This is a genomic window from Methylobacterium sp. A52T (assembly GCF_053346095.1).
Genome location: NZ_JBKFBI010000011.1, coordinates 26516 through 44164, shown reverse-complemented (window position 1 = coordinate 44164; position 17649 = coordinate 26516). Strand labels below are relative to the sequence as shown.

General features: G+C 68.8%; 11 protein-coding genes and 3 pseudogenes. 5 read left to right on the top strand and 9 right to left on the bottom strand.

All coding sequences use genetic code 11. From position 1 onward, the window contains the following. The first annotated feature begins 126 nt into the window (after window positions 1–126). Window positions 127–2568, top strand: a complete 2442-nt coding sequence (locus ACLBYE_RS04880; RefSeq protein WP_447693276.1) for a PAS domain S-box protein — start codon at window positions 127–129, stop codon at window positions 2566–2568. Window positions 2569–2839: 271 nt separating this feature from the next. Then, window positions 2840–3151, top strand: a complete 312-nt coding sequence (locus tag ACLBYE_RS04875; protein WP_447693275.1) for a hypothetical protein — start codon at window positions 2840–2842, stop codon at window positions 3149–3151. 194 nt (window positions 3152–3345) lie between these two features. Here ACLBYE_RS04875 and ACLBYE_RS04870 read toward each other — a convergent pair. From ACLBYE_RS04870 to ACLBYE_RS04835, 8 genes and pseudogenes are all read right to left on the bottom strand, one after another. Then, window positions 3346–4401 (bottom strand): annotated as a pseudogene (locus ACLBYE_RS04870) (ATP-binding protein); the annotation flags it as partial. Between the two features lie 138 nt (window positions 4402–4539). After that, window positions 4540–6327 (bottom strand): annotated as a pseudogene (locus tag ACLBYE_RS04865) (ATP-binding protein); the annotation flags it as partial. A gap of 1036 nt (window positions 6328–7363) precedes the next feature. After that, window positions 7364–8284, bottom strand: coding sequence for a molybdopterin-binding protein (locus ACLBYE_RS04860; protein WP_447693274.1), 921 nt, complete (start codon window positions 8282–8284; stop codon window positions 7364–7366). Next, entirely contained in the window at window positions 8281–9168 is an 888-nt protein-coding gene (locus tag ACLBYE_RS04855; RefSeq protein ID WP_447693273.1) for a cytochrome b/b6 domain-containing protein, read from the bottom strand. The genes ACLBYE_RS04860 and ACLBYE_RS04855 overlap by 4 nt, the downstream gene beginning before the upstream one ends. Window positions 9169–9245: 77 nt before the next feature. Continuing rightward, window positions 9246–9479, bottom strand: coding sequence for a hypothetical protein (locus ACLBYE_RS04850; RefSeq protein WP_042672433.1), 234 nt, complete (start codon window positions 9477–9479; stop codon window positions 9246–9248). 233 nt (window positions 9480–9712) lie between these two features. Continuing rightward, window positions 9713–11698, bottom strand: coding sequence for a selenocysteine-specific translation elongation factor (gene selB / locus ACLBYE_RS04845; RefSeq protein WP_447693272.1), 1986 nt, complete (start codon window positions 11696–11698; stop codon window positions 9713–9715). 58 nt (window positions 11699–11756) lie between these two features. After that, a pseudogene (locus ACLBYE_RS04840) lies at window positions 11757–13130 on the bottom strand (ABC transporter substrate-binding protein). Between the two features lie 307 nt (window positions 13131–13437). Next, window positions 13438–13908: a MarR family winged helix-turn-helix transcriptional regulator gene (locus tag ACLBYE_RS04835; RefSeq protein ID WP_447693271.1), complete on the bottom strand. Its 471-nt coding sequence runs from the start codon at window positions 13906–13908 to the stop codon at window positions 13438–13440. A gap of 382 nt (window positions 13909–14290) precedes the next feature. On the opposite strand from ACLBYE_RS04835, the gene ACLBYE_RS04830 reads away from it, so the two are divergent. Then, the gene (locus ACLBYE_RS04830) at window positions 14291–15118 is read left to right on the top strand and encodes an outer membrane protein (RefSeq protein ID WP_447693270.1); all 828 of its coding nucleotides are present in this window, start codon (window positions 14291–14293) and stop codon (window positions 15116–15118) included. A 434-nt stretch (window positions 15119–15552) separates the two neighbouring features. On the opposite strand, the gene ACLBYE_RS04825 is transcribed toward ACLBYE_RS04830, so the two are convergent. Continuing rightward, a complete protein-coding gene (locus ACLBYE_RS04825; protein WP_447693269.1) occupies window positions 15553–16227 on the bottom strand; it encodes a Crp/Fnr family transcriptional regulator in 675 nt (224 codons plus the stop codon). 183 nt (window positions 16228–16410) lie between these two features. Between ACLBYE_RS04825 and ACLBYE_RS04820 the strand changes: the two genes are divergently transcribed. Then, window positions 16411–17211 carry a pentapeptide repeat-containing protein gene (locus ACLBYE_RS04820; protein WP_447693268.1) on the top strand — a complete coding sequence of 267 codons (801 nt, stop codon included), beginning with the start codon at window positions 16411–16413 and terminating at the stop codon, window positions 17209–17211. A gap of 44 nt (window positions 17212–17255) precedes the next feature. Then, on the top strand, window positions 17256–17645 hold the full coding sequence (locus ACLBYE_RS04815) for a thioredoxin family protein (RefSeq protein ID WP_278307204.1): 390 nt from the start codon (window positions 17256–17258) through the stop codon (window positions 17643–17645). Window positions 17646–17649: the final 4 nt, after the last annotated feature.

The window sequence follows — 17649 nt, the reverse complement described above, 5'->3', positions numbered from 1 at the left end:
GCAGTCGAATTCCGCGACTGCCGGGCGGCGCGACGCCGAGACCTGACCAAACGACGCACCCGATTTTCGCCCCGGCGTCGCCGAAGGCGTTGGCCCCCCCACGGACGCCGGTTAGAGACCGAGGCCATGAGCATCGAGGATCTTCGGGGGGAGGTCGAGCGGCTGCGCCAGCGCGAGAGTGAGTTGGTGGCGGAAGTCGCCCGCCTGCGCGCCGGTCGGGAGCCGGATGCCCCCTCGACCGCGAGCGCGGCGGGCGTCGGGACACTCAGGCCCGACCTGCTGTTCACCGCCGCCGACAAGACGCGGATGGCGATGATCGTCACCGACCCCAACCTGCCGGACAACCCCATCGTCTTCGCCAATCGAGCCTTCCTAGAGCTCTCTGGCTACGCGGCCGAGGAACTCGTGGGGCGCAACTGCCGCTTCCTCCAGGGCCCGGAGACCGATCCGGCCCATGTCGACCGCATCCGTGAGGCGGTCGCAGCACGGCGGGACGTGGTGGTCGAGTTGCTGAATTATCGGCGCGACGGCAGCACCTTCGTCAACGAGCTGTACGTCAGCCCGGTCTTTGGCCCGCACGGCGAGCTCCTGTTCTTCTTCGGAAGCCAACTCGACCTCACGCGCTTCCGAGAGCAGGAGGGGCACGCCGTCCGGCGGGTCGCATCCTTCCGCAGCCTGCTTGAGGACGGCGAGGCCGGGTTCTGCATCATCGAGATGCGGTTCGACGGGGAAGGCCGGGCCGAAGACTACCGCTTCGTCGAGGTCAACGCCGCCTTTGAGCGCCAGTCCGGGCTCGCGAATGTCGAGGGCCGCTGGATGCGCGATCTGGAACCCGAGATTGAACGGCATTGGTTTGACACTTACGGCGAGGTCGCCCGTACGGGACGCGACGCGCGGTTCAGGAGCGCCGCGTCGAGGCTGGGACGTGTCTTCGACGTTCACGCGGTGCGCATCGGCAGCCAAGCGCAGAACCGGGTGGCGGTGCTGTTCGAGGACGCCACCGCCAAGCAGAAGGGCGAGGAGCGGCGGGAGGCCAGGGACCGCGACCATCTGTTCGAGCGCGACCTAGTCTGGCGGACGAGCCGCGACCTGCTCGTGGTCTGCGGCCTCGACGGGACCATCCGTGCCGTCGGCCCGGCTTGGACCGAGACGCTCGGCTGGCCGGCCGGCAGCCTGGTCGGGGTCCGGATCGACACGCTCGTGCACGCGGACGACCGGGAGGCCGCGTCTCGTGCATTCGCGACCCTGCGCGACGGGCGACCCCTGGTCGACCTCGACGTCCGGTTCAGGACCGCGGACGGCGGCCACCGATGGATCTCCTGGAACGCCATACCGCAGGGGGACCGCTTCCACGCCACCGGCCGGGACGTGACCGAGCGCAGGGCGCTTGAGGAGCAACTGCGCCAGTCCCAGAAGATGGAGGCGGTAGGGCAGCTCACCGGCGGCGTGGCGCACGATTTCAACAACCTGCTGACCGTCATCAAGTCGTCGACCGACCTGCTGAAGCGACCGAGCCTGAGCGACGAGCGCCGGGGCCGCTACGTCGAGGCCATCTCCGACACGGTCGACCGCGCCGCCAGGTTAACCAGTCAGTTGCTGTCCTTCGCCCGGCGGCAGGCATTGCGCCCGACGGTGTTTGACGCCGCGCAGTCGGTGGGCGCCATCGCCGACATGGTCCGTACGCTGACCGGGGCCCGCATCCGCGTCGAGACCGACACCGATGCCGGCCAGGACGAAGCCGGCCGACCACTGCCCTGCCACGTCGATGCCGACCCCAGCCAATTCGACACGGCACTCGTCAACCTCGTCGTGAACGCCCGCGACGCGATGCAGGGCGAAGGACGGCTGCGCATCGCGGTCAGGCGGGCCGACCGCCTCCCGGCCCTGCGCGCGCATCCGGCCGTGTCGGGCGACTTCGTGGCGGTGTCGGTCTCGGACACAGGTGCCGGCATCGACGCGGACCTGATGGAGCGCATCTTCGAGCCGTTCTTCACGACGAAGGGTGTTGGGCACGGCACCGGGCTCGGCCTCAGCCAGGTGTTCGGGTTCGCCAAGCAGTCCGGCGGCGACGTCGCGGTCGACAGCGAGGTCGGCGTCGGGACCACCTTCACCCTGTTCCTCCCACGCTCCCCCCAGACCGAGGCGTTGGACCCCGTCCCGGACGATCCGGGACCCCTCTCCGAGGGGCACGGCACGCCGGTCCTGGTCGTCGAGGACAACCTGGACGTAGGCGCGTTCGCCACCCAGGCACTCGGGGAACTCGGCTACCAAGCCGTCTGGGTGAAGGACGCTCAGTCTGCCCTGGCCGAGATCGAGGCCTCCGGCCAGCGGTTCGAGGTGGTCTTCTCCGACGTGGTGATGCCCGGCATGAACGGGGTCGACCTAGCCAGGGAGATCCGACGGCGGTGGCCCTACCTGCCGGTGGTGCTGACCTCCGGGTACAGCCACGTCCTGGCCTCGGAGGGCACCGACGGCTTCCCGCTGCTGGGCAAGCCCTACTCGGTCGCCGACCTCAGCCGGGCGCTGCGCAAGGCGTTGCGGCAGCGGTTGGCGCTGACGTTCGGCTGATAGTGGCCGAGGCGGCGGAAAGCGCCGGCCGAGGGCGCATCCGTGGGGCATCGCATGCGTTGTCGTCCGGCGTCCATGGCGCACGCGAAGGGGTTTCCACCATGCAATCGGATACGCCACGCCCGGGGGACGACCCGCTGCCACCCATCGGCGATCCGCCGCCGGACCCGGCGCCGCCTGACGGTGACCCGCCGACCGAGCCGCCGGCACCGCAGACGCCCGGCGCAATCAACGCGTCCTGAGCCCCATGCGATCCGAGGGCATCGAGGACATGACCATCGAGCGCAAGCTGGTCTATGTCGCGTCGAACGACGACCGCTGGTTCCTCTGCCTCGGGCACGCACCGACGGACGTGTTCGTTCTGCATGAGCCGAACGGTCCCTCGGGCGGGAAGCCATCCCGCGTCGAGCTGCACGATTTCCTGGCCTCCGCGGTAGGTAGTCCAGAGCGGCTCGCGCTCCTCGCTATGATCGGTTCGCTCGTTGCGGTCCCCGACGCCGCCGTGCCCGCGTCCTCGACCGAACCGGAACCCGGCGCCGCCGGCGCCGAACCGTCGCCGGGCGAGGAGGCCTCGTTGGCCTGAAGCGGTCCACCGCGCTGCGGGTTGACGCGTCCTACGGTTTGAGGGGCGGGCAGGCATGGACACCCTCCACCCCGCCAAGCCCGGCCGGTGGGAAGCCGTTACAGCCCTTTCGCGACCCATTCTCGAGGCCGGCGCTCCCCGAAGATGATCCGCCAAGCGGGCCACGACGAGCATGACGCTGGGGCCGTTATAGCTTACCGCCTCTGATCAGGCTTCCGACGTCTCCGGTGACTGACCTTGTTCAGGACGCGGGAAATCTGTTCGGCGGAATAAGGCTTGTGGAGGAGCTCGAAGCCATGGGCGCCCTTCTCCGCCAGGACGTGGCTGTACCCCGAAGCCAGCACCACGGGCAGTTCGGGCAGGCGGCGGCGTAGTTCCTCGGCTAGCGCAACGCCACCCATGCCCGGCATGACCACGTCCGAGAAGACCGCGTCGAAGCCGGCGCCGTCGCCGCCGAGCCGATCCAGGGCCTCCTCCGCGTTGGCGGCCAGCGCTGTCACGTAACCCAGGTCTTCCAGGATCTGCGTGGCGAAGCGGCCGACCTCGATGTTGTCCTCGACCACGAGCACGCGGCGCCCCTCGCCCCAGGCGAGCTCCCCGGCATCATTGGGCACCGGCGCGTCGACCGGGTCCACCTGCGGAAGGTAGAGGGTGAAGGTCGTGCCCTTTCCGACCGCGCTGTCCACGTCGACGTCACCGCCGGACTGCTTGGCGAAGCCGATGACCTGAGAAAGGCCGAGGCCCGTACCCTTGCCCACCTCCTTCGTGGTGAAGAACGGCTCGAAGATGCGGGCCAGCGTGTCGGGGGCAATGCCGCTGCCGGTGTCGGAGACGCTGACGGCCGCGAACGGGTTGCGGGACGGGCCGTGTCCGCGGATGGCCGGCATCGCCTGGTCGCAGGCGAGGCGCAGGGTCAGCGTGCCCTCGCCCTCCATCGCGTCGCGGGCGTTGATGGCCATGTTGACGAGCGCCGTCTCGAACTGGCTGGCGTCGGCGCAGATGAAGCAAGGGTGCTCCGGCACCTCGACCACGACCCGGATACGGGCGCCGGTGACGGTGTCGACCATCTCGGCCACGGCCTGGAGCCGCGCGCCGACGTCGAAGGTCTCGGGCTTCAGCGCCTGCCGCCGGGCGAAGGCGAGGAGCTGACCGGTGAGCTTCGCCGCCCGATCTACAGTGTCAGACACCGCGTCCATGTACCGGGCTCGCCGATCCTCCGGCAGGTCCGGTCGGCGCAGGAAGTCGACCGAGGAGCGAATGATGGTCAGCAGGTTGTTGAAATCGTGCGCCACGCCGCCGGTGAGCTGGCCGACCGCCTCCATCTTCTGCGACTGCCGCAGCGCCTCCTCGGCCTGGGCGAGGCTGACCGCGTGGGCACGCTTGTCGGTCACGTCGCGCGCGACGCAGTACAGGCGCCCATCTGCCGGCACCGCCGTCCACGACAGCGTCCGGTAGCTGTCGTCACGGGTGCGGAAGCGGTTCTCGAAGGCCAGCGTGGTCGCGCCTCCGGCAAGCCGCCGAACCTCGGCGCGGGTTTTCTCTCGGTCGTCGGGATGCTCCAGCCATTCCGAGGTGCGTCCAACGACGTCCCGCGCCTGCCAACCCAGGATCTGGGTCCAGGCTGGGTTGACTGCCAGCCAGATGCCGTCGGCATCGGCGACGCCGAGCATATCGTGACTGACCTGCCAGATCCGGTCGCGCTCGGCCGTGCGGGCGGCGACTTCCCGCTCCAGGTCCTCGTTGACCCGGCGCAGGGCGTCCGCCGCCTCGCGCCTCACGCGGGCAAGCTGGAGGTTCGCGCCGACGCGCGCGATCAGCTCCCGCGCCGAGAACGGCTTCGTCAGGTAATCGTCGGCACCCGCATCGAGCCCCTCGACTTTGGCCTCGTCGCCGGCTCTCGCCGAGAGCATGATGACGGGCAGATCGCTCATGGCCGGGTCGGCCCGCACGGCAGCGAGCAGGCCGAAGCCGTCGAGGCGGGGCATCATCACGTCGGTGAGCAAGAGGTCGGGCCGACGCGCACGGGCGGCGACGAGCGCCATCTGACCGTCCGGCACGGCCTCGACGTCGTATCCCTGGGCCTTGAGCAGGCGGGCGACGTGCTCGCGCATATCGGCGTTGTCGTCGGCCAGCAGGACATGGCCCGTGGACGAGACACCATGGCTGACCGGCTCGACGTCGAGGATCAGGTCCTCCGCCCCGGCGCCGCCGTCGATCCAACGCTTGGCCTCGGCCACGAATGCCTCGACCCGTGCCGCGGTCAGGCTTGGCGTGAAGCCTTCCACTGCCGTGCCGACGCCGTCCTGCGCGAGGGGGAGCGAAACCCGGAACGTGCTGCCCCGGCCCGGCTCGCTCTCGACGTGGATGGAGCCGTGGTGGAGGCGGACCATCTCCTGCACCAGGGCGAGGCCGATGCCCGTCCCCTCGAAGGTGCGCCCCTGGGCTCCCTCGACCCGGTGGAACCGGTCGAACAGCCGAGGAAGCTCTTCGGCGGGGATGCCCGTGCCGGTGTCGGCGACGGTGAGCACGGCGCACTCGCCCTCCCGCTCGATTCGCACGGTGATCCTTCCTTCGAGCGTGAACTTGAAGGCGTTGGAAAGGAGGTTGAGCACCACCTTCTCCCACATCTCCGGATCGAGCGGCACGAGCGCGTCGAGGTGTGGGCAGTCGACGGTCAGCGTCAGGCCCGCCTGCTCGCACAGCGAGCGGAAGTTGCCGGCGAGTTCGGCAGTGAACCGAGGCAGGTCGGTGAGCCGGAAGGCGGCCCGGGCTCGGCCGGCTTCGACCCGGGAGAAGTCGAGCAGGCCGTTGACGAGGCGCAGCAGCCTGAGGCCGTTGCGGTGGGCGACGGTAGCCAGCGCCCGGTTGTCGGGCAGCACGCCGGCCGGCGGCTTGGCGAGGATCTCCTCCAGCGGGCTGAGCATCAGCGTCAGCGGCGTGCGGAACTCGTGGCTGACGTTGGAGAAGAAGGCCGTTTTGGCCCGGTCGATCTCGGCCAGGCGCTCCGCGCGGGCCCGTTCCTCCTGGTAGGCGAGCGCGTTGGTGACGGCTGCGCTGAGGTTGGAGGCGACTTGCTCGCAGAAGACCTGGTAGCGCTCGTCGAACCGCAGGCGCGGGCTGATGCCGATGACCGCGATCCCGCTGGTGCGGCCGCCCGTTCCGGACGTGACGGGCATGACCCGCGCCTGGGTGACCGGCTCCGGCCATGGCCCGCCCGGCAGGCCGGGCATCCGCGCGTCGAGCCCTTCCAGCAGCAAAGGCGTCCCGGTGGCGGCCACCTTGCGCAGGGACCAGGGGTCGCCGTCCGCCTCGCTCGCCGGGGCTAGGTGGGTCATCGCGTCCGGCATGCCGACCTGGCCCGTCAGGATCAGGCCCTCGCCGTCGGCATCGAAGGTGTAGAGCAGCGCGAAGGGCACGTCGTGCGGGTCGCCTGCGAGCACCTCGGCGGCGACGGCGTAGGCCTCCGTGGTCGTTTTCGCCTCTATGGACCGGGCGGCCAGGTCGCGCAGGAGACGCGTGCGGCGGTCGGCGACGACCCGGAGTGTCGTCTCGGCCACCGCCGTGAAGATGCCCTCGACGCGGCCCTGCTCGCCGCGGATCGGGCTGTATGAGTAGTAGAAGTAGCACTCCTCGACGTAGCCGAAGCGGTTCAGAGGCAGGAGCTGGTCGTCGGACCACGTCGCCTCGCCCGTTTCGAAGACCGTGTCGAACATCGGGCCGATGATGTCCCAAATCTCGGCCCAAACCTCGGTGCCGGCGCGGCCGAACGACCAGGGATGCTTGTCGCCGACGACCGGCCGCCATGCGTCGTTATAGATCAACGCCCGCTCGGGCCCGTAGTACAGCACGACGGGGAAACGGGTGGTCAGGCAGATGCTGACCGCCGAACGCAGGGACTGGGACCAGCCGGAGACCGGACCGAACGAGGTCTGCGACCAGTCCATGGACCGCATGAGCGCGCCCATCTCGCCGCCGCCCGCCATGAAGCCGGTGTCGACATGTGCCTCGGCCGCGTCAAACGGGATGCCGGCCTGCCGCAGCAGCTCCCGAAGCCTGGCGTTCTCAACCAGGATTTTCTGGTCGGCGCCTTCCGCGCGCACGAAGGGAAGCACTTTATCGGACACGGATCCCGGTCAAATCCATTGGTCGGCAAGGAAGCCGATATCGGTCAGTTGATGAACTAAACCAAGGCCGTGCCCGGGGCATCGGCCTTCATATGCCGGCGTACCAAGCGTAGCCCTGATCCTCCCAGTAGCCGCCCTTGCCCTCGCCGATGTCGGCGAAGCTCTCCAGCACCTCGATGCGCATCACGTACTTGGCCTGCTTGTAGCCGAGGTTGCGTTCGAGACGCAGCCGCAAGGGGGCGCCGTTCGCCACGGGCAGGGCTTTTCCGTTCAGCTCGTAGGCGAGGATAGTCTGGGGATGGAAGGCGTCCACGAGGTCGATGCTCTCGTAGTAGCGAACGGGCGCGTCGTCGCCGGTGGAGGTTCCCTCGGCGGCTTGCTGGCCCCCGGAATCACGCTTGTCCTCCCCCTCGCCCGATTGCTTCGTCATCGCAGGGTTGGCGTTGCCGCCGGACGAGACGTCCTCCGTCCCGTCCCCTTCGGCGCCCTCGTCCTCGCCCTGGTCCATCGTGTCGGCGCAGCGGAACACGACGTAGCGCGCCTGCGGTTTGAGCCGTGCCCGGTCCAGGATCTCGGACAGGGGCACGCCGGTCCACTTGCCGATGCAGCTCCACCCCTCGACGCAGTCATGCCGGGTGATCTGCGTCCGGGAAGGAAGCTTGCGCAGCTCGGCCAGGGAGAGCTTCAGCGGGGTCTCGACGAGGCCGCCCACCTCCAGCCGGTAGTCCGCGAACTTGCGCCGCTCCAGCGCCTTGTAGGCCTTGTCGGGCGGGTCCTCGGTGCCGTTCGGCTTGAACCATGGCGAGATGTCCGCCTCGGCGTACTCGGGCGCGAGCGTCCGCTTAGTGAGGAGCAGCCGTTGCACGAACTGGTTGGCGTCCTCGCCGGTCTTGAGCGTGCGCCGGAACCAGTCGGCCTCGCCGAGACGGTCGCAGCCCCCAAGCATCGCGGTACCGGCCGCTGCGGTGGCGCCGAGCAGGAGGAAGCGTCGGCTGGGAGGCTGGATCATGCGCGGTGCTCCCGGACATCATCCCCCGCCGCGGGCTCGATCCGGCGCTCGATCACGAACCAGCCGGTGAGCATGCCGCGCATGTTGTTCCAGAAGCCCGACAGCACGACGAGGGCGACGTGGACGACGACGAACAGCACCAGCAGGGCCGCGACGACAAAGTGGACGGTCCGCGCCGACTGCCGCCCGTCGAACAGCGTCAACAGGAACGGGAACGCCGCGTCCATCGCGGGCGACATCGCCAGGCCGGCCAACACCTGCACCGGCAGCAGCACGAACAGGACGACGGCGTAGGTGAGCTTCTGGATGACGTTGTAGCGCTTAGCCTCGTCCCCTTCAGGGAAGCGCAGCGTCAGGTGCTCCCAAACCGAGGCGGCGAAATGCCGGACTTGGTCGCGCTGCGGGACGACGCGGAAGCGCAACTGCCCGCTGAACAGGCCGTAGAGCAGGTGAAAGGTGCCGTTCAGGACGAAAGCCCAGGCGAAGAAGAAGTGCCAACTGCGGCCGCCGGTGAGGTCCTGGTCGCTCGGCAGCGTCAGCCACGACGGGAAGCCGCGGTCGGCCGCCTCGCCGTCCGCACCGGTCGATGAGCCGAGATAACCGGTGGTGTCGAACGTGTGGCCCAGGACCGTCGTCACGCCCTTGGGCGGGTCGTCATCGGTCTGGGACATCGCCAGCAGCGGCGTGTCGAATGTCGAGACCTTGCCCCAATACAGGGCCGGGTGGGCGTTGAAGATCTGCAGGCCGCTCGTCAGCAGAACGAGGAGGCAGAGGGCGTTGACCCAGTGGGTGATCCGGATGACCGCGGGGTGCCGGAACATCCAGCGCCGATGCTCGACCTCGCCGGTGTCAGGGGCGGAGCGCGTCAGGTAGGTCCGTGGCACGTGGGCGACGTATCCTGGTGAACCGCGGGGCGCGGCGACCGGCCCGAAGGTCGAGCCGCCGCGTTCGGGATGGCCGCTTACATGCGGTTCATCATCATCTTCCGCTTCATCATCCGGCGCTTCATCATCTTCTTATGCATCATGCGCTTCTTCATCATCATTCGCTCGCTGTGCGTCATGCGGACCTGGGTGACGCCGGCGGGGGCCGCCTGAAGGCCGTTCGGGCCCATCGGTGCGGCCGAGGCGGCACCGGTGCCGAGCGCGAGGCCGCCGAGGACCGAGGCGGCGAGGGCGAGGGCGGTGATCTTCATTCGATGTCTCCTGTTCGGGGAAGGAATCCCCTGTCGCACAGGGAGGCAAGGCGATGCACCCACCGTAAGTTCCTGATTTTCTGAATAAATTACCTGCGGACGATGGCCGTCAGACACGGTTTTGGGGGCGCCGAAGCGAAGCCTCGCGCCGCGCCCTGACCGGGCGTATGCCCGTCCGTACGAAGGCTTGTCCTGAAAGGTTTCAGCTTGGGCCGGGAAAGGCGTCCCTGCCGTCATGCCGACGTTGGCATGATGGTGGGATCAGGTCCCAACCCGCCATGCGCGGCGTCATACCAGTTCCATGGGGCCAGGATGCGCCAATCGGCGCGGATGCGACGTCCCGCCTCGATCCGCACCGTGAACCCCCGTCCATCGAAGAACTCCAGGAGCGGCATGGTCAGGTTGCGGCCGATGCCGGCCGTCTCGCGAAACCGCCCGACCGTCAGCAGGCCCTCGGGATGCTCCCGCGCCACCGCGTCCGCGATGCGCGCCAGTTCGGCGACTGCCTCCGGCAGCGCGTAGTAGCTATTCGAGACACGCACGAGCCAGCCGAGGCGGCCGACCTTGTCGAGGAGGCGGCGGAGTTCGTCGGGCTGGCGGCCCAGGCGCTCGGCGAGCACGGTGAGGCGGGGCTGGTCCAAGCCCGCCTCCTCCAGCACGGCGCGAACGGTATCGTAGACGACGGCGTCGGCCGGACGCAGGCGCGCCACGTGGCCGGGCAGGTGCAGGAGCGCGCCGCGTCGTAGGACCCGTTCCGTCCGGACGAGGCCGTCGAGGGCGGCCGGGAGGGCCGGACGGTCCCCGGCCTCCAGCGTCGATGCGATCTCGTCGTGAGCGAGCCCGGGGTTGTCGGGCTGCGCCATATGCGTCCGGGCGAGTTCGGACATTACGCGCGCGGCCAGCACGGCGATCCGCGAACCCTGGAACGCGAGCCGCGGGCCATCCTCAGCGACGACCGCACCCTCCTCCGCGACGAGGGCGTCCAGCGTCGCCGCGGGCAAATTGCGCAGGCGGGCGAGGCGGGCGAGGTCGACCCCGGGTCTGGAGGTGGCGAGGAGGCCTCGGAGGGCGCGGCCGTCATCCACGGTGTCGAGCGCCGCGACGACCGCCCGGCGTTCCGGCGTCCAGGGGCCCCGGCGCGGTCCGTCCACGTCGAGCACCCGACCGCCCCCGAGCGTACGCACGGCCGAGACGTCGCGCAGGACGAAGCGGTCCCCGGCCAGGGCGCCGATCTCGCGGTCGAGCGTGATCACCGCCCGGGCGGTCGCGCCCGGTTCGACCGAGCCAGCCCCGGGGAGCAACAACCGTCCCGTCACCGCGGCCGCCCCGAGATGGAGATGCATCGGGGTACGGTGGCGCAGGGGCCGACCCTCGTGCGGCAGCACGCGCACGGAGACGTCGAGGCGGGTCGCCGGGCCGTGCAGGTTCGGCGCCAGGACCCATGTGCCCCGACCCACGTCGTCGAGGGACAGCCGGGGACCGACCAGGTTCAAGGCGCAGCGCTCCCCGGCGCGCGCGGCCTCGGCCACCGCGTCGTGGACGCGCACGCCGCGCACCCGGACCTCGCGTGCGCCGGGCGAGACGAGCAGCCGGTCGCCCACGCGGACCGTGCCGGCATGCACCGCGCCGGTCACGACCAAGCCGGCACCGGGCACGGTGAAGTGCCGGTCGACGGCGAGCCGGAAGCCACGGTCAGCACCGGTCGGGACGTGGGAGCCTGCCGTGGCCTCCAGCAGGCGGGCGAGGTCGTCGATGCCCGACCCCGTCAGCGCCGAACAGGCGACGACCGGCGCTCCCGCGAGGCCGGTACCTGCGAGGAGGGCATGTATCTCCGCGGTCACCGCGGCGATGCGCTCCGGGTCGGCGCGGTCGGCCTTCGTCACGGCGACGATGCCACGGTCGAGGCCGAGAAGGTCGAGGATGACGGCGTGCTCGCGGGTCTGCGGCATCACTCCGTCGTCGGCCGCGACCACCAGCAGCGCGCAGGACACACCGGTGGCGCCCGCCACCATGGTTCGTACCAGGCGTTCGTGCCCCGGCACGTCGACGAAGCCGAGCGGGACCCGCAGGCGGCCGTCCAGCGGCGCGTAGGCGAAGCCGAGATCGAGAGTGATGCCCCGGACCTTCTCCTCGGGCAGTCGGTCGGCGTCGATGCCGGTGAGCGCCTTCACCAACGCGGTCTTGCCGTGGTCGATGTGGCCGGCGGTGGCGACGATCATGCGGCCTTCTCGTCCGCGGAAGGTGGCGGCGCGGGAGCCCCCCGCGCCGCCTTCCGCCTCAACCCTTGATCCGGGTCTCGGCGAGTTCGGACATGCAGGTGTCGTAGGGCGTGAACGCCACTCGGTCCGACACTGCGAACAGGGTGAAGGGCGAATACAGGAACAGGGCCTTGGCCTCGTCCTGCAGGTACCGCTCCACCTCGCGCACCACACCCTCCGTCCCGGTCTCCGGCGTATGCAGGAGCTTGTCGTAGAGGGCGTCGAACCTCGGGTCCTCCGGACCCTGGCGCAGGGTCGCGTCCTTCCCGAAGAACTCACGGTGCACGCAGGCCACCGGATATTGCGGCGTCCAGTCGAAATACCATTCGAGCTTGACGTCGAACTCCTCCGGCAGGTCGCCCCGGTCGCTGACGAAGCGGCAGCCCAGGCCGACCTTGGCGAGGCACTGGCCGATGGCCTCCACCACGCCCTTCCAGGCGGGCGAGGCCACGAAGACCAACTCCCGCCCCCCGAGGCCCAGGCCGTCGAGCGTGCGCTTGGCACCTTCGGGGTCGTGTAGCATCGGCTTCATGTCCGGGTCCGCGCCGTAGCGGCCGGGCTGGATGAAGGCCGGGATCACCGTGCCGTAGCCATGCGCTCCGTGCTCCAGCACGAAGGCCTGGTCGATGGCGAGGTTGAGCGCCCGACGGGCCTCCGGGTTGCGCCAGGGCGAGTCCGGACGGTTCTCGTTGAAGACGCCCGTCAGGATCGTCTTCGCCTTCTTCGTCTGGATCTTGCCCTTGTCGCTCGCTGGGAAGGCGTGCGCCTCGTCCGGCGTCAGGTCGAACACCACGTCGACCCGGCCGTCACCGGCCGCCACCGACTTGATGCCCTCGGCCTTGCCGATCAGGTTGTCGTAGACGATCCGGACCGTCGGCCTGCGGGCCGGGTTCCAGTACGTCGGGTTGGGCTCCATGACCACGCGGTCGGAGCGGCTATCGATGAGCGAGACGCCCTCGGTGAGCACGAACGGGCCAGTCCCCCACGGACCAGGCGCGTCGATGACTCACCAATGACCTTCGGCCGAACCCGTCTTCGGGTCGACGAAGCCCCACTCGTTCCAGAACCGCGTAGACGGTAGGTGCATGCCGCGCAGCTTCATCAGCGCCGCGGAGTCCCCGCCGGGGAAGCGCATGCGGATGGTGCGCTCGTCCACCGCCTCGCAGGTCACGTCCCGGGCGAAGTTAAGGAAGGCGCCCGGCGGGTGCGGGTTGGTCCATTCCTGAACCTTGTCGAAGCCGAGCTTGAACATCGCCGCGTTGAAGGGCTCGCCGTCCTGGTAGACCGCGTCCCGCATCGTGAGTTCGAGGGTCTCCTTATCGAGCCAACGCCAGCTCTCGGCGAGGCTCGGCTGGCCGATGCCGTCGTGGTCGACGCGGTTGGCCTCCTCCATCGTGTTCCAGGTGATGGAAAGCCAATTCACCGGCGACGGGTCGACCACCGTCACCGTGTTGTGGGGTCCCCAGGGCTGGCCGCCCCCTGGATCCCCGGTCGCTTGGGCGTCCATGTTTCCTCCTGTGTTCGACCCGCATGGCGTGCGGGCATCGTCCGGCCCATCACGAGCCGACAAGTTGGAGGGCGCCGGCAATGACGCATGGCCCTCGATAGATCCGCCCGGGTCGCCGGCCATCCCGCCGTCGAACCCACGCAGGAAAAGTTCGCCTCCGCAGGGAGCATCGCCGCCTGCGCGCGGTGCATCCTCAGTCTGGGTCGTCGTCCCGGGCCATGCCCGTCGCGGCGACGCGGTCGGCGAGTTCCTTCAACTCCTGGCGCAGGTCGGCGAGGTCGCGGTCGTCTAGCCCGGTGCGGCAGACTACGGCCTGCTGAGCCTCCGAGACCCTGACTTCCAACGACCGGCCCGTCTCCGTCAGGGCGACGAGGACGACGCGCCGGTCATCGGCACGGGCGCGAGTGACGAAACCTGCAGCCTCCAGCCGGTCGACCAGGGGCGTGATCGCGCTGGACGCGAGTTGCAGCCGAGTGGCCAGGTCATGCACCGCCGTCACGCCGTCCTGCCAGAGCGCCAGCATGACGAGGTACTGCGGGTAGGTCAGCCCGAGCTCGCCCAGTAGCGGCCGGTAGGCGCGCACGACCGAGTTCGTCGCGGCGTAAAGGGCGAAGCAAAGTTGGTCGTCAAGCCTGAGCCCAGGCTGCTTGGTCGATGTCGCCATTGAGCGGCGCTCCGTTCAGACCTGAATCATTCACGCGTGAACGATGCTGTCAACCCGTCGGTTTCCCTGGCCGCATCGGAGAACGACCCCGGCGCGAAGGTCGCCCAAATGCGCGGCGATTGGGTCAACAGGACCGGAAATGGTGAAATTTTGGCACGAGAGAGAAGGGGGGAGGATTAAAGGCCGGCCTGATACGTTTAACTTGCCCCTGAATAGATACGGCAATGTCGTTGCCGTCTTCTAGTCGGGACCACTTAGTCTAGCTGGCATCAGAAAATGATTTGAAGCAGCTTTAGCTCGCGATGTGACTTGGATGATACATCGGCGACATGCGTTATCGTCTAACTTGCGGCGCGATTGGTGTCACGAACAAGAGATTGCCGTGATTAAAAACCTGCTTGGTATTCTGGTTGCGAGCACCGCTCTGACCGGCGCCGCCTCGGCCGCCGACCTGCCGCGCCGCGCCGCGCCGCAGCCGGTGTTCACCCCCGTCCCGGTCTTCACCTGGACCGGCGCCAACTTCGGTATCAACGCGGGCTACGCCTACACCGAGTCGGACACGATCCGGACCGTCGGCATCGGCGCCCTTCAGAGCAACGTGAACAACCTGCTGCGCAGCCCGGCCGTCCGCCTGCCGCAGGACGGGTTCTCTGCCGGTGGTCAGGTCGGGTACAATTACCAGCTCACCCCCGGCTCCGGCATCGTCGTCGGTATCGAGGCTGACGCCCAGTACATGGATCTGCAGCGCACCGGCGTGCAGTCGATCTTCCGCCCGGCCTTCAACCCGAACGTCCTGACCAACACGTACCGGACGGACCTGAGCTTCCTCGGCACCGTCCGCGGCCGCGTCGGCTACGCCTTCGACCGCGTCTTCGTGTACGGCACCGGCGGCTTCGCCTACGGCGACGTGATCCAGCGCGTCGGCTTCCAGACCGCCGCGCCGCTGACCTATTTCGGCAGCCGCTCGCGGATCGACACCGGCTACTCCTACGGCGGCGGCATCGAGTACGCGTTGCCCACCGACTCGTTCCTGAACTTCTTCCGGTCGAACGCGGTGACGATCAAGGCCGAGTACCTGCGCTACGACCTCGGCAGCCACAACCTGCTGGTTGGCTCCGTCGGCGGCCCGGGTGTCGGCTACATCTCCCGCTTCCGGACCGAGGGCGCCATCGCCCGCGCCGGCCTGAACTTCAAGTTCGGCTCCTACTGAGATCCGGCCGAGCTGCTCCCGGCGCTGTGCCGGGAGATGCGACGGTGGGCGAGGGGTAGTTGGTCCTCCTCGTCGCCTTCCGCCGCATGAGAGCAGCCCTCCGGCTGACCTTCGTATCCCCAGCCCGATCAAACTGGCCGCGAGGTCGGCTACACCCTGGGAGCCCCCCGCTCCTGGGGTGCTTTTTGGTACGCCCACTTCCTAGTCGGGGCCGCATATGCCGAACGAGTGCTCGGGAGCGGTTCGCGAAGGGCTATGGCCGACCAGTCGCTGGTGGCTTGCTCCAGTTGATCCCAGAGCGTCCGCTTCGTCCGGGCCTGCGCCGGAAAGCGTCTCGGCCCTAATCCACCCTGAACGGCCATCTTGCTTCCGACCCAATCCAGTCGAAAAGCTCGATCCGCCTCGGCCGAGAAAGCAGACACCCCACGCCCAAGTCACAGCCGACCTGCGGCCGTCAAGCTGGCACGGTCAACGATTTCGATTGCGCCCCGACGAAGTTCGATCAGGCCCGCCTCAGCCCATTGCCCCAGGAGACGGCTGACCACCTCACGAACGCTGCCGACGTCGTCCGCGAGCTTCTGATGGGTCACCGCGGCGACACCCCGCGGATCGGCCTCGGCCAGGAGCCGTTGCGCGAGGCGCTGCTTCAGCGGCGCGAATGCGACCTCATCGATCAGCGTGAACAGGCCGGACATCAGCCGCGTGTAGTCGTCCATGACGAAGCTGCGGAACGCGGCGCTCTCGCCCATCAGGTGCTGGAACGTGCCCACCGGCAACGCCGCCAACTCGGTCTTCTCCTCGGCCACGCTCTGCGCCGGGAACGTGCCGCCGGACAGCAGGCACTGCGTGGTCAGGGCACAGGTGCCGCCGGGGCCGACCTTGTAGATCAGCACCTCGCGCCCGCCCTCCGACATGCGGAAAATGCGCGTGCGGCCTTCCAGGCACATCAGGTAGTTGGCGCACTCGCCATCGAGTTCGTAGGCGATGGCGCCGGCGTCCAGGACCGGGAAGTGGACGGTTCCCCGGGCGATCTGCAGGTGCGCCGGGCTGAGCGCTTGAAGCAGCGGAAACCGGTCGATCCAACGTTCGACCTTCTGGGCATCCGTCATGGCGGCGCAGTCCCCCCGGCCATGACGACGGGTTGATCGTCCGGCTCGCGTTGCGTTTTTCTCCCGCCGCGCCGGACTTTTGTGACCTGGGTCACCGACCGGGTGCAGCGGGCCGGCATAGCATCGCGCCACAACGAACACGATACGGCGCCCGCCCTGTGTGGCGCCGCCGGGAGTGAACCGATGCGCCGCCTCGCCCTCAGCTTCATGCTCGCCGTCCTCGCCGCCGGCCCCGCCTCGGCCGAACAGGACCTGCTGCTCGGGGCGGACATGTCCTCGCCCGCCATGACCAAGCCCGAGATGAGCCGCGCCGACGTCGAGTCGATAATCAAGGCCGCGGACGGCAAGCCGGTCGACCTGCACGACAAGTCCCTCTCCGGGCTCGATCTCTCAGGGCTGAACCTCCGGGGCGTCAACCTACGGACGGCGCGCCTGAACAAGGCCAACCTCCGTGGCGCAGACCTCAGCGGCGCGAACCTCGAACAGGCGTGGTTCCTGAAGGCCGACCTGTCCGGCGCCAAGCTCGCGGACGCGAAGATGTTCGGCATCACCGCCCGGGACGCCAATTTCAGCGGCGCCGACCTCAGCCGCTCCATGCCCATCGGAGACTTCAAGGGCGCAAACATGAGCGGCGCGACGTTGGTCGACCTCAAGGGCGGGGCCGACATCAAGAACCAGTCCATGGGTCTGATGCGTGCCGTGTTCACCTCGGTGAACCTCTCCGGCGCGAACCTGAAGGGAGCCAACCTCGGCAGGTCGCGGCTGGAGTATGCCGACCTCAAAGACGCCGACCTCACCGACGTGGTGCTGATGGGCTCGGATTTGTCAGGCGCCAACCTGACCGGCGCCACAGTCACGGGCGCGGACTTCAAGAACGTCGACGTCAGCGGTGCTCGGCTCATCGACCTCAAGGGGCAGGCCGAAGCAAAGGACTGGGCGGAAAGGGTGAACGTCGACCGCGCCATCACCGAGGCGACCAATTGAGCCGACCATCTGCCTAGACCCATCACCAAGGATACAGACAGCCCATGACCACCCGTCGCTTCCTTCTCGGCGCCCTGGCCGCCGCTCCCCTGCTGTTCGGTACCGCCGCGAATGCCGCCGAGGCGGTCTTCAGCCCCGAGGCCTTTGAGGCGGCGCAGAAGGCGGGCAAGCCGATCCTCGTCCACGTCACCGCGCCGTGGTGCACTGTATGTGCGGCGCAGAAGCCGATCCTGGCCAAGCTGGAAGCCCAGCCTCGGTTCAAGGACCTTCAGGTGTTCGACGTCGACTTCGACAGCCGGAAGGACGTGCTGAAGCGGTTTGGCGTGACGAGGCAGAGCACCCTGATTACCTTCAAGGGTGAGAAGGAGACGGGTCGTTCGGTCGGCGATACCCAGCCCGAGTGGATCGAGGGCGCCGTCGAGAAGGCGTTGTAGGTCG

Bases quoted from the DNA above. Each gene is read 5' to 3' on its own strand.
- ACLBYE_RS04875 (WP_447693275.1), top strand. From the start codon at position 2,840: ATGACCATCGAGCGCAAGCTGGTCTATGTCGCGTCGAACGACGACCGC.
- selB (WP_447693272.1), bottom strand. From the start codon at position 11,698: ATGATCGTCGCCACCGCCGGCCACATCGACCACGGCAAGACCGCGTTG.
- ACLBYE_RS04835 (WP_447693271.1), bottom strand. From the start codon at position 13,908: ATGGCGACATCGACCAAGCAGCCTGGGCTCAGGCTTGACGACCAACTT.
- ACLBYE_RS04860 (WP_447693274.1), bottom strand. From the start codon at position 8,284: ATGATCCAGCCTCCCAGCCGACGCTTCCTCCTGCTCGGCGCCACCGCA.
- ACLBYE_RS04850 (WP_042672433.1), bottom strand. From the start codon at position 9,479: ATGAAGATCACCGCCCTCGCCCTCGCCGCCTCGGTCCTCGGCGGCCTC.
- ACLBYE_RS04820 (WP_447693268.1), top strand. From the start codon at position 16,411: ATGCGCCGCCTCGCCCTCAGCTTCATGCTCGCCGTCCTCGCCGCCGGC.
- ACLBYE_RS04815 (WP_278307204.1), top strand. From the start codon at position 17,256: ATGACCACCCGTCGCTTCCTTCTCGGCGCCCTGGCCGCCGCTCCCCTG.
- ACLBYE_RS04880 (WP_447693276.1), top strand. From the start codon at position 127: ATGAGCATCGAGGATCTTCGGGGGGAGGTCGAGCGGCTGCGCCAGCGC.
- ACLBYE_RS04825 (WP_447693269.1), bottom strand. From the start codon at position 16,227: ATGACGGATGCCCAGAAGGTCGAACGTTGGATCGACCGGTTTCCGCTG.